An 11,882-nucleotide genomic window follows, 5' to 3' on the forward strand; every position below is an offset into this window, starting at 1 on the left:
GCTTACTTATCGGTGATGGGGTTGACGGTAGTCGCCGCGCCGCCAGAAGGTCCTGGCTCGTCATCGGGCGGGCCGATCTCGTCATCTGGCGGTGGCTCCGGGGGTGGCGGTAGCACTCCCTCATAGCGGGCCTCGGCCAGGTCGTGCACCGGCGACAGTGAGGACGGCGCCCCGTCGAGTCCAAGTGACCCGGCAAGGTCGGCAGTCAGCGGCTCGCCGCCAGTGGGCCGCCCGGAGGTGGGCTGGCGGGCGGGCGCCGCAGCCTGACCCAAGCCGCTGAGCATGCCCTGCACCCCGCCATTGGCTGGCGGTGACGACAGCGCGGGCTCTGCCCCGCCGGCGGGTGCGGCCGGAGCGCCGCCGACCGGGTCGACTCCGCCGGCCGGTGACTGCGGCTGCGTGGAGGCCGCTTCCGCCGCGCCGTCAGAGTTTGGTGTGCCCGACGTCGGGGGCCCGCCGGAAGGGACGGGCTCAAACCCTCGCTGGGGCTGACCGTGCACCTGGCGGGCGTTGTTGGCCGCGGAGTCGAGCTGGTCCCACGGTGTGGTCTCGCCGCGGTTACGCAGACGCGAGCCGAACCCACGCGCCCCGGCCACCGCGGCGCCGCCAGCCCCACCGATCGCCGCGTGCATGCCCATGCCCATCGCGACACCGCCCGCTTGGCGGAACAGACCCGGACCGCGCCGCTCAGCGGACAGATCGGCGCGGATGTGGCGTAGCAGCATCATCGCCGCGATCGACACCGCACCCATCATCAGCACATGCGCGAACGGGTTGGCCCCACCCAAACGAACCGGCAGCCGGCCCGCCACGATCGACTCCACGGCCAACCCAATAACACTGACGAACACGATGTAGACCAGCACCTCGATGGCATGCCGGAAGAACTGCCACACCACGTCTGCAGCCCGGCGCTGCGGGGCCCCCGGGATCGCGCCGAGCCACAGCGTTGGCAACACGATCACCGTCGTGTAGATCGCCTTGACCGACACCTTGAGCACCGCCCACCCCGAGAGCACCATGAACGCACCCAGCAGCAGCGCGACGAGGACGTACACCAACCCGACCCAGATATTGGTGCCATCGAGGTGCTGGGCGTAGGACACAGCCGCGGTGTTGCCACACGACTGCATGGCGCGAATCGGGCCGTCAGGGGCGCCGCGGTTGACCGCCGCCGACCAGGCGGCCCCGCAACTGCCGACACGATCCACGACTTGGCCGAAGTTCCACAGCTGCAGCGGTTCTCGCACGGCGTGGGTGATCAGGCTGGCGGTCAGCGCATCGACCTGTCCGGTGCTGCCCACGCCGTCGAAGGCGCCGTTGTGGCCGGGTGTGGCGGCCTGGGCGACGCTGAACCCGACTCGGCGGGCGAACTCGAGCAGGCCGCCCTCGCCGTACATCAGGCCAGCAGGGTTGGCGAAGATCGCGATCGACAACGCCGGCATGGTCAGCGCGATCAGAATCATCGTCCAGCCGCGGCCGGCTTCGCCACGGTGGATGGTCACCACACCGGCGAACACCCCGATCGGTATAGCGATCGCCAGCAGACCCAGTTGGGTGGTGACGGTGATGACCGCATTGGTGACCGCGCGGGCGATCTCACCGATGACAGTCAGCCAGTACGTGCTAACGGTCAGTTTCATCAGCCACAGCGCCAATGCGATGATGCCGACGAACAAACCGGCTTCGCCGGTGAGGATGGTCGCCGAGGTGACGTTGAACGCCATCATCTCCATGGCGTGCAGCATCCAGGCCATCCAACTGTCGGGAGTCCAGCTGATGTCGGGTCCGGCTTGAGTGATCTGTTCGCGGATGGAGGGCAGGCTCAAGTAGTAGTTGCCCAGCGGCACCCCGTAGCTGTCTTTGAGGCCGGTCCAGTTGAGCAGCATCGCGTTCGTCGACGCGGTGGCTGTCGGGGCTGTGGCCACCGCCGTGATGGCCAGCGCGTGTAGGACCGCCAACAGCAGCGCCGGCCGTCCCCACCGCGGGTGAGTCAGATACCAGAAATGCAGGCGGGCCATCATGGGCGCCGCGCCTGACTGCGCTGCCTGGCGCGGTGCGGGTTGGTGTCGAAGACCGCGGCCTGGGCTGCGGTCGGGGCGGCGAACAGCCCCACCTTGCCGAAGCCGCCGAACTCGTCGAGGAACCACGCCTCGCCCTCGCGGCCCGGGATCACCTGGCCGTATTTGTCGTCGATCGCGTCGTCGCCGTGGTCGACCAGCTGCACGGGGCTGGTGTTGTTGACGTAGTTGGCCAGCAGTTCGGGGTGGCGGTCCAGGTCGCGGTCACACCACTGCAGCGTCGCTTTGGCGATGTCAGATCGCTTGAACCCCAAGCACAGCCGTTGATCAATGAACTCGTCTTCGAGGACGGCGAAGTCTTTGATCGGCTGCTGGCTGACGCCGCACAACCCCGTCCAGGCCTTGCGGCCCTGGCGAATGATCGTGTTGGCGCATTTTTGGCCCCCGGGCGAATTGGTCCAGGCCGCGCATTCCTCGACGACCAGCATGTCTGGCTGGTCGGGGCGGGAGAAGAAAATCGATTGGGCCAGCTCTGCGGCCAGACCGTAGAGCGCTTGGGCGGCGCGCTGGCCCGGGGTGGTCTGCTGATGCAGGTGGGCTTGATATTCCTCGGTGACCGTGGGCAGCTTGAGGCCGGCGAAATTCCAGATCACACATTGAGCGGTGGCCAGGGCGGGCACCGGCAGCGACTCATCGAACAGCGGTCGCAACAGGCGTTGGGCGGCAAGGCCTTCCAGCCCGATCAGTAGGTCGGTGTCGGCGTCGGTGCGCTGCGCGTCGGGCAGGTCGCGCAGATACCGGATCAGCTGTGCGGTGCTGCCGATGCCGTGCGCGGCGCGCGACTCGGGGGCCAGATGGCCCCACAACCGCTGGGCCCCGCGGCTCAGCGGCGACAGCCCTAATTGCGGTAGCAAATGGTCGATCGTGCGTTCCGCGGCTTCCTCGAAGGGAAATATTTTTAAGCCGTCGAGGCTGAAATTCATGCGAGCGACGTCGATAACCACTTTGTCATCGAAATCGGCCAACGCTTTTTCATGCTCGCGGGCATCGGTGGGGTCGAATAGATGCAGACCCGCGCCGAGTTTCAGCCATGACCGATCCAGAAGTTTCGTCACATGGGATTTTCCGCGGCCCGGCGACCCGCAGATAACCATGTTCATCGGATTTTCCCGGGCCGGGGCGTTGAGCAGATCGAGCAGCACCACGTCGCGCAGCCCTGGGCTGGTCAGGTTCATGCCCAGTGGCACACCGGTGTTGTTGCCCAGCTTGCTGGCCAGCAGCGGCACGAACGGCGCGAACCGCTTGGTCGTGGTCGGGTTGCGAAACTCATCGAGTGCGGCACGGCGTTCCCCGCCGGGACTGAAGGCCCGCCACAAGGTGGGCTGGCTGCCGCGCCACCGCTTGGACCCGATGTTTTGGCCGCGGAACGTGCGGGCCACTTCGGTGACCGCCCGGTTGACGGTGTCGGGATCAGCGGCCGCGGCGGCGACCACGATGGCGGCGTTGACACCGCGCTCGGCGCTGCCGCGTTTGAGTTCGGAGGCCAACTCCTTGCCCGAGGCCAGCTTGCGCAGCAGCTCATCAGAGCTCGCCGCGTGCCGGCCGCGCTGACGGTACTGGTCGCGAATGTTGACGATGACGTTTTCAGCGCTCGACACCGCCACCTCGGCGGTGGTGAACGTGATGTTGATCGTCCAGTCCAACACGGTGGCCGGGGTGGTCAGATCGTCGAGCACCTTAAACAGCGTGGAACGCGGCCAAGCGATCCCCGTGTCGGGGAAGCTGTCCAACGGCAGCAGCGCCTGATACGAATCAGCGACACCGTCGGTGCGGTCGCGAAACGTGCGCACGAAGATGTCGGTGTCGGCGCGGGCCCCGCGCCAGCGCCGGCCGCGCACGCTGGCCGCGCCCGGATCCAGATGCACCGGGGTAAACGCTGAGCCGGGCAGGCTGGCATCGGGGTCAAACGGTTGGCTCGGCAGCGGGGCGTCCCACGCGCCGCGGCTGGCGATGTAGTTCCAGTGCCACCAAATCTGTTCCACCGTGGCCGGTTTGGGGAAAAACACGCTCGGCAGCTCGGCGATCATCTGGGCCGCCAGATCGCGGTAGTAGGCGATCGAGGAATCGGTGTCTTTGTCGCGGCCCAGCGCGGCGTCGAACATGCGCCGCCACATGCCGCTGGGGGTGCGTCCCCCCAGGCCGTAATCCAGCGGCAGGCTCAGCCAGTAGATGCGCCGGCGGGCACGGTGGGCGGCGATGGCTGGCTCCCACGTCCGGCAGTGCTGCACCCACGGGCGCGCCGCCGGCGCCACACTGGTTGCCCCATCGGGGCGGCGGCGCAGATCGGGATGGCTGTGCAACATCTTGCGCACGGTGCTGCGCGGCGCCACGGGCACAGTCAGGCCGCTGATCGAGGACCCCGACGGCAGCGCCCGCCACAGCTCGGCATGCTCGGCGGCGACACGGTCTTGCCACTCCTCGGACAAGAAGATGAACGGCTGACCGGACAGCAGATAGTCGGCATACACACCCTGGGAAGTCAGCCGCAGATTGCCGATCGCGCGGATCGGGGTGGGCGCAGACATCACCGAATCCCTTTAACGGAGCCGGTGTGACGAGCACACCTTCGGCCGTAGGTTCTCCCACCACCACCGGGCGCGGGTGCGCAGCGACGGGCGGGTGGCCGGCAGCTTCGACAGCAGCCAGACCGCGGCCACGGTGAGCACCGCACCGATGACCAGGATGCGAAAAGCGTTGCCGGAGTCGATGTTGGCGGTGACCAGCGAGCCTGTCACCACGAATCCGGTCACCGCCGCGATGGCGTCAGGGGCGCGCCACTTCTCTTTGAACGGCAAGGTGAACCCGTCACCGGAGTCGCCCAGGTGAATCGGCAGGGAGCGCTGATCGGAGTAGATCTTGGCCGAGACGTCGGTGCTCATTGTCAGCGGTCCCACACACTATCGACGCGCACCGGGTTGCGAATGCCGGAGTCCTCGGCCTCCTGGGTCAGCGCGGCGGCAATACCGACCGACAAGCCGATCAGCACCGCGAACACGATCACGCCGATCTCGGAGGTAATGGCGGCACCCGAGCCCTCCTTGAGCTTGCGCATGGCTGACACACTGCCGACGACCAGGGCGACCAACGCCAAAAACCCCAGCACAGCCAGACCCAATTTATTGCCAGCCTCAAAAAGGCCCGACGCCGCCAATAAGTCGGTGTTCTCCATCATGTGCATTCGCCTTTCGTGTCGCAGTTATCGATGTGGTTTGGCGACCGGGTCGGCGTCGGTTTGTGTGCCGACCTGTGGAATCAAGTCTATGGCCGCCACCATCCATGTTCCGCCGCTATTTTCGACCGTCAGCGGATACACCAAATTGACCGTCGCAAATTGCGATGTCTGCGCGACAACCGTGGCACGAACATGCAGCTGCTCGCCCGGTGCGGGTGTGTCGGGCACGCTGCGGCTGGTCGCGGCCGCCGACACCACCGCGCTCTGGTAGCCGCCGATCGGGCGCAGTGGCGCACCGGCAACCACATACCGATCAAGCCCGTTCGTAGCCGTCAGATACGTGCGGATGAACCCGGCCACCACGGCGAACACGGGGCTGTCGGCGGCCAGGGCGTGGCGGTAGTCCAGCTTGAAGTCCGCGCCCGGCCCCGGATCGTTGATCTGGGCCGGAAAATCCAGCGCGCGCGGTTGACTGTTCCACAACGAAACCGCGACCTGATAAAACGTGCGCGTGGGTTGCGCCGAGACATAAGGACGTTCGTTGACCGAGATCACCGCGGTGTAGATTTCGGCGTCACCGACCGCGCCCATCCGTAACACCGGCCCCACCTGCGGCGCGGTGATCACTGCGGCCGGTGTCGAGGGCAGCGCCAAACCCTGCTCCGGCAAGGTCATGAAGCGCTGCAAGCTGTCGCGCTGACTCTCCGTCGCCGTGCGCCACGCGACCACGAAATCGGACGCGAACGCGCCGACAATGCTTTGCTGATTGCGTTCACGCTGGGCGATACCAGCGAAGTCGGGGCGATCCGGAGCCAAGAACACCTTGCAACCAGCCGCGGCCCCAAAGATCGCCGCCACTGTCAACGCGGCGACCCCGGCCCGCCGCGCGCCGCCACGCCACCGGTGAAGACGCTGCTGCCAGGTTCTCGACAGGGCCACAATGAATCTCTTTCTCAGGGTTGATAACCGAGGAACTTCAGCGAACTCATCGCGAACGTGTTGTCGACGGGGTCGCTGCCGCTGTCGGGCACGGTCAAATCCGGGTACGGCTCAGCGGTTTGTGTTTCCGGCGACAACGGCGCGCCGCCCTCCCCCAGCAGCGACTCCATCCGCCCCGGCTGAGTTTCCGGTAGGACGCCCGAATCTGCCGGCGGAAGCGGAGAGCTCGGCGGACGCGAAGTCTGCAACACCACGACGTTGACCCGTGAGGCCAACACCCGACGCGGCAGCGCCGCGCTGACAGGCCCGTGCACATTGCCGGTGTCTTGGGTGTAGATGTCGGAGACCACATTGCCGTTGAAGAAAACATATTGAAGGCGGCTCACCACCCGGTGCTGCAGCCAACGACCCTGCCCGCCCGGGGTTTTCGCGACCCACCCCGGCGTGACCTCGACACCGGAAACCATGTAGGTCTTGCCGAAATCGACGGTGAGAACCTTGCCCTCGAGGGCCTCGTCGCGGGTGGCGCGCGCACACACCCACGCCGAATCGCTGGCCGTGTCGGTCAACGACTGCGCCGAGGTCGAACCCGCCGCGCACGGAGCGCTGGCGGTGAACGGAATCGACTGATCCTGCGGCACCGCCGGTACCGGCGAGGTAGGCACCGGCTGCGCCGCGGCCACCGGCGCCGGCCGCGGCGCATTGTCGGCCCGCCGCTCGGGCGGTGTGCTGCCGTCGCCGAACATGACCAACGCGGCCACAATCGCCGTCACCGCCACCACCAGGCCCACACCCAACACCACAGCGGTGCGCTTGGCGCCAGCGTCGGCGCCCGGAGCGTCGCTGGCCGCGGCCGCGTCGGCTGCATCGGCGTCGAGATCCACCGGGGCGGCGTCGACGGTGCAGGTGAGCGGCTGCAGGTTCGGATCGGAAACCGGCTCAGCGGCACCGCCGGACTCGCCGCCGGTGAGAGCGGTGGCGTCGACGCCGAACCCGTCGTCGTCCGGATTGCGCGGTTGTGGAGCCGGTGTGCAACCGGGCTCCACACCGCTCAGCAAGTCATCAACCCAGCGGTCGTCACTGCCCGAGTCCAAGGCCCCCGCCGCGGCAGCCTCACCCACGGCGATCGTCCTCTACCACCTCAGCGTCGATGACCGTGGCCGGCGGATGCCACGCCGGCGGCGGTGGACCCATCCACACCGGCAGCAGCACCCAGCCCCCGGGCTGACTCGGCGCCCACCCCACCGGGCGCGGCGCGGCGGCGCGGGTGGCATCGGTACGACGCGCCGGCGGCAGTGCGGTCCGTCGCGGCGCGGGGACGGGGCGGTTGCGTGCGCGCACCGCACGCACCGCCCAGATCGCGACCGCGATCGCGATCAGCGCCGGGGCAAGCTGAATGATCAGCTGCACCACAGCCAACGCAGCCACCGCCACCAGTGCAGCGAAGATGGCGAACACAGCCAGTAATGTCTTCATGCGGGCCAACCTAACGTCGAGGTATGACATATATCGGCGGTCACAAACTGTGCGCCGACTTAGCACATCGAGTGCGGTAGGGTGCGGAATATGACAGTCCCAGCCGACGGCGTTGCCCGACTCATGCACTTCGTCGACGCCCGCCTGGGCCAGCTGAAGATGAGCAAGGAAGAGGCCAACCGCCGAGGCTTTCCCCACCCCAGCACCCTGGCCGCGGTCCGCGACCGCAACTCCCAGCACACCCCCACCGTGCGGACCTTGCTGCGCATCGACCGCACCCTGGGCTGGCAGCCCGGTTCGGCGGCCGTGGTCATGTTGGGCGGCACACCGTTGAGCGTGACCGCCCGCACCACCCGCAACGTTCGCGCCATGGAGCGATCGGCCGCACCGATGACCGCCGACGAGGTGGTTGACCGGCTCCTCGGCGAGCTGCACGACGAAATCGAGCGGGCCCGAGGCGAGGTCCGCGCCGCCGACGAGCGACTGCAACGCCTCTACACGGTGCACGACCGGCTGCTGCAGGAGTTCCGCGTCGATCCCGCACTGGTCGCGGAGTTCGACGACAGCGACGCCGTCACCGGCACCGCGCAACACTGACCAGGCGGGGCTCATCGCGGCATCCGCTCCCCATGCTCGGGCAGCCGTTGAGGCTCCACCACCGGAGGGGCGGTCACCTCATAGTGCCCGAGAATCTCGGCGGCGTCGTCGGCAGTGAGCTCACGCTGCGGCGGCGTCAGCGGCCACCACTGATCCGAGCCCGGGATCGCCAGCCAGCCCTCGGCGATTCCGTAGACACCCGCCACCGCGGGTACCGCGGCGACCTGCGCGCACAGCCACGGCACCACCACCATCTGAGACAACGACGGCGCAGGATCGTAGAGCACGATGATCGGCAGACCCAACGCCACACCGGACCACAGCAACGCAGCCACCGGGTAGGCGCGCAGGGTCGCCGGAACACGGCTCACCAGAACCGATTTGAGCGCAACGCCTCCCATCCATCCCAACGGCAGGCACAACGCCAACAGGACTACCGCCACCAACTCCACCTGTGATGTTGGCGACTTAGCCACCCGCAGGATCAGCGGTGGCAGCGACGTGTCGTCGTGCGGGTCTGGCACCGCCGCGACGGTGTTGCGCTGCCGGGCTCGCACCCGGCGGCCAAGCTGCTCGGCGCGGCGGCGCTGAATCAGCGACCAACCCTGGTGGCGGGCGATCCAGGCCCGCCGCACCTCGTCGAACCTGTCGCTGGTATCGGCCATAATCCGAGCCTAAATCGGGCCAAAGGGTCGCTCGTGCACTATTTTTGCGCCACGCCACGTTAGTGCGCGGCGGCCCGCAGCGACTGCGCGCCGCTATCCCCCACGAACTGCTTGCGCCGCCAACAGGCAACGCCGGGCACAACGGCGCTCGCCGGCGCCGGGTTGCCCGACACCAGCACAGCGGCGGATTCGTCGAGGCCCGAAAGGCGCTACTGGCGGCGGCGGTGCGCGCTGGAACACGGTCAGCGCGGTCTGCAGGTCATGTCGGGCCTGCACCAGCGCTGCCGAGACGGCGGCATGGACATCGTGTTGTGGCCCAGGCGAAGTCATCGCATCGACGCGACCACGCCAGAGCTGTCGTCGGCGCTTCGCCGCCGGATTCGCGCCGCCCGCAATTCGTCGAGGTAGGTGACGAACTCGGTCCAATCGATGAGGCTCACCATCCGCCCGGGCGTTCCGCGGATAAGCAGCCTCGCGAAGTTCTTGTTGGGAGGCATAAGTTCTTCGGGCTCCAGGGCATTGCCGAAGTTACGGCCGGTCGAGGTGGAATCCAAGCTGTGGTCGTACGACAGTTGGCTGCGTGTCGTCTTGCCGGCCCAAAACGCCGCCGACTCCATCAAATCCTTCTCGTGCGAGCCGTACATGATCAGCGACGCCGGCACGACCGCCCGGATCGCAGCACCCTGCAAAGGCCCGTAGATCGCGTCTAGCTGCTCACCGGCCTGAGCAGCGAAGCACAACGACACCCCCAAGCCGCGAGACTCGGCGATGTACTGCGGCAACCGCGGCAAGGGAGTGTTGGTGATTTCATCGAGGAACATCCCCAACCGCGAAAACTCCTCCCACTGAGCCACTTTCACCCGTTGCCGATTGATCAGCTGATCCATCAACGTGATCGCCTGGGCGGCCACCGTACCGTCGAACGGGGTGAGCAGATAGATCGTGGCCGCCGCGTCCTCCAAGAACGTCTTGTCGAGGATCGGCAGCCCCTTGTCGCGTTCCATGGTCTGCAGCCACGCCGTCAACACCTTCGTCACGGTGATCTTGACCGAATCGCGCTGCTTGGCCTCCATGCCCAACACGCTGCGCACCCGCGCCTCAAAGTAGCGGTTACCCGCCCACACCGCGGCCGTCACCCACGACGGGTGGGTGCCCATCTGCGTCGGCCACGGGTTGACCAACTCGACGTCCTCAGCAGCCTCCAACACCCAGTCGATGCCCAGACCGAGCGCTTGCGGGCTGGCGGCATAGAGTAGACAGGTCAGCGGGGCGAACGCCAGATCGTCCCAAGGGCCCGGATCGCTGCCCCGAAACGAGCTACCCGACAACGCGACCGCCGACGTACTCAACAGCGTGCGTGCCACAGCCTTGGCATCTTCCAAACTGCTGATCCAAGCCGTCGGATCGAACCGGTAGGGGCGCAGCTCGGCAGGATAGTACGGGGCCGCCACCGGCCGCAGGTCAAGCAGCGCGGCAGGTCCATAGCGTCGCGAGGCCACCATCTGCATCAAGTCGTCCTTCGATGAGGACACCAGCGCCGCGCCAGGCCACAGCACCGCCGACTGGGCCAGCCACATGCGGGTTTTACCGGTGCCCGGTGGAGCGAACGCGCCAACATGCGGAGCGGTCTCCAAAGGCACCAGCCGGTCGCGCTCATCGCGCACCCAGCCGGCGAAAGGCGTCACCGGCGGGCGGTAGCTGCTGGTCGTTGCTGCAGGTGCCGCACCCATACCTTCGACCCTAGGGCTGGCGGCACAGTGCCCCGTGCACGAATTTCGCCCGCCGGTTCAGTCCAGCGGCGACACGTACTGCCCGGCGCGCACGTCGGGACCGATCCGCACCGCAAACTCCAGTTGATCGGCGGTATACATCCAGCCAGCATCAGTCCATGTACGCGGAACAAGTTGTGCCACAACGGGTTGGGGAAGCTCACACGCCTTGGCGACGTCGGCGATGGTGAACAGTCCGTCGAGCTCGCTCATCGTGGCCGCCGCCTTTCGGCGACGAAACGAGTCCAAGCATAGCGGGCGGGCGAGCTGCTCATCGGGCATAGACTAAGGCTAGAGGCGACCCAGCCCCGCGAGGGACGCAAATTTTCTTGCGCATGCCGAGGGCGCCGATCGATTATGCGCGAAGACCGATGCGGCACGCGGCTGCCGTCCGTGCGCAACTGACGAGTTTTGGTGATCGGGCGCGCCGCAAATTGCCGGATAATTAGCTGATGTCGGTGGTGCAAGAGTGTGGTGCGAGCTGAGGCAGTGATTGAGCGTGCCCGCTTGTTGTTCGCGCCCACCGCCGCACCGCCCGCGGGCGGCGCGGCCGCCGGCCTGGCCGCCGCGGCGTGGGCGACCGCGGCCACCGCTGACATCACCGGCCACAACTCCGGGCTCCTCGTCGCGCACCACAAGACGTTCGCCCGCAACAACACCGCCACCCTCAGTGAGGCTGGACACACCGAGGCCGTTCTCGACACACATCTTGCACGCGGGGCGGCGCTCACCCACACCGGCGGCCGGCGGCTCGACGCGATCGCCGCCGAAACCCGCGCCACCACTCGGGCCGCTGCCACCGTATCGACACCGGCCGGCGAGCGGGCGATCCTGCTCGCCCTGCGCTCCCAGCTCTCGCGCGCCAACGACGTCGTCACCGCCACCACAGCCCAAGCCAGCGGACTAGCCGGCCAAATCCGCGGCCTCACATACCCTGTTGACCGCCCTGACCCTGCGGTGCCCGATGACCTACACGCGGTGCAGGAGGGCGTCGGCAGCGACCCCCCTGTCGCACCGTCATTGTTCGAGCCGCCATTTCCGGCTGGGCCAATCGTGTGGTGTGTCAGACCGCAAGGGACGTTTGGTTTCTGGCGGTGCTCGGTGCTCTACCCGGACCTGAGTGTGGGCACCTACTGGAGTCCGAGCGACGACACTGGCGGATCGCTGCCGTGAAGATGCATTC

12 protein-coding genes are annotated in these 11,882 nt (G+C 67.4%); 2 read left to right on the forward strand and 10 right to left on the reverse strand.

All coding sequences use genetic code 11. From position 1 onward, the window contains the following. Positions 1-2: 2 nt before the first annotated feature. The 7 genes from CEX87_RS11940 to CEX87_RS11970 are packed head-to-tail and all read right to left on the reverse strand — an operon-like array spanning position 3 to position 7,668. Positions 3-2,024 (reverse strand): hypothetical protein, encoded by a 2,022-nt coding sequence (locus tag CEX87_RS11940; RefSeq protein ID WP_094287304.1) that lies wholly within the window; start codon positions 2,022-2,024, stop codon positions 3-5. Beyond that, positions 2,021-4,606, reverse strand: a complete 2,586-nt coding sequence (locus CEX87_RS11945; protein ID WP_094287306.1) for an ATP-binding protein — start codon at positions 4,604-4,606, stop codon at positions 2,021-2,023. The genes CEX87_RS11940 and CEX87_RS11945 overlap by 4 nt, the downstream gene beginning before the upstream one ends. A 12-nt stretch (positions 4,607-4,618) precedes the next feature. Next, positions 4,619-4,960 (reverse strand): hypothetical protein, encoded by a 342-nt coding sequence (locus CEX87_RS11950; RefSeq protein WP_094287308.1) that lies wholly within the window; start codon positions 4,958-4,960, stop codon positions 4,619-4,621. Between the two features lie 2 nt (positions 4,961-4,962). After that, positions 4,963-5,253: a hypothetical protein gene (locus tag CEX87_RS11955; RefSeq protein WP_094287573.1), complete on the reverse strand. Its 291-nt coding sequence runs from the start codon at positions 5,251-5,253 to the stop codon at positions 4,963-4,965. A 24-nt stretch (positions 5,254-5,277) separates the two neighbouring features. Further along, positions 5,278-6,192 (reverse strand): conjugal transfer protein, encoded by a 915-nt coding sequence (locus CEX87_RS11960; protein WP_094287310.1) that lies wholly within the window; start codon positions 6,190-6,192, stop codon positions 5,278-5,280. Positions 6,193-6,206: 14 nt separating this feature from the next. After that, entirely contained in the window at positions 6,207-7,313 is a 1,107-nt protein-coding gene (locus CEX87_RS11965; protein WP_233151356.1) for a hypothetical protein, read from the reverse strand. Continuing rightward, positions 7,306-7,668, reverse strand: coding sequence for a hypothetical protein (locus tag CEX87_RS11970; protein WP_094287312.1), 363 nt, complete (start codon positions 7,666-7,668; stop codon positions 7,306-7,308). The genes CEX87_RS11965 and CEX87_RS11970 overlap by 8 nt, the downstream gene beginning before the upstream one ends. Before the next feature lie 90 nt (positions 7,669-7,758). Between CEX87_RS11970 and CEX87_RS11975 the strand changes: the two genes are divergently transcribed. After that, the gene (locus CEX87_RS11975) at positions 7,759-8,265 is read left to right on the forward strand and encodes a hypothetical protein (RefSeq protein WP_094287314.1); all 507 of its coding nucleotides are present in this window, start codon (positions 7,759-7,761) and stop codon (positions 8,263-8,265) included. Between the two features lie 11 nt (positions 8,266-8,276). Here CEX87_RS11975 and CEX87_RS11980 read toward each other — a convergent pair whose 3' ends face one another. The 3 genes from CEX87_RS11980 to CEX87_RS11990 all read right to left on the reverse strand — a co-directional run bounded on the left by CEX87_RS11980 (position 8,277) and on the right by CEX87_RS11990 (position 10,981). Then, positions 8,277-8,930 carry a hypothetical protein gene (locus tag CEX87_RS11980; protein WP_094287315.1) on the reverse strand — a complete coding sequence of 218 codons (654 nt, stop codon included), beginning with the start codon at positions 8,928-8,930 and terminating at the stop codon, positions 8,277-8,279. A gap of 326 nt (positions 8,931-9,256) precedes the next feature. Then, entirely contained in the window at positions 9,257-10,660 is a 1,404-nt protein-coding gene (locus tag CEX87_RS11985) for a type IV secretory system conjugative DNA transfer family protein (RefSeq protein ID WP_094287317.1), read from the reverse strand. Between the two features lie 57 nt (positions 10,661-10,717). Then, positions 10,718-10,981 carry a hypothetical protein gene (locus tag CEX87_RS11990; RefSeq protein WP_094287319.1) on the reverse strand — a complete coding sequence of 88 codons (264 nt, stop codon included), beginning with the start codon at positions 10,979-10,981 and terminating at the stop codon, positions 10,718-10,720. Between the two features lie 207 nt (positions 10,982-11,188). Here CEX87_RS11990 and CEX87_RS11995 point away from each other — a divergent pair, with 207 nt between their 5' ends. Then, positions 11,189-11,872 carry a DUF4226 domain-containing protein gene (locus tag CEX87_RS11995; protein WP_158220766.1) on the forward strand — a complete coding sequence of 228 codons (684 nt, stop codon included), beginning with the start codon at positions 11,189-11,191 and terminating at the stop codon, positions 11,870-11,872. The last annotated feature ends 10 nt before the right edge of the window (positions 11,873-11,882 follow it).

It is taken from the genome of Mycobacterium lehmannii, from assembly GCF_002245535.1.
GTDB classification, from domain to species: domain Bacteria; phylum Actinomycetota; class Actinomycetes; order Mycobacteriales; family Mycobacteriaceae; genus Mycobacterium; species Mycobacterium lehmannii.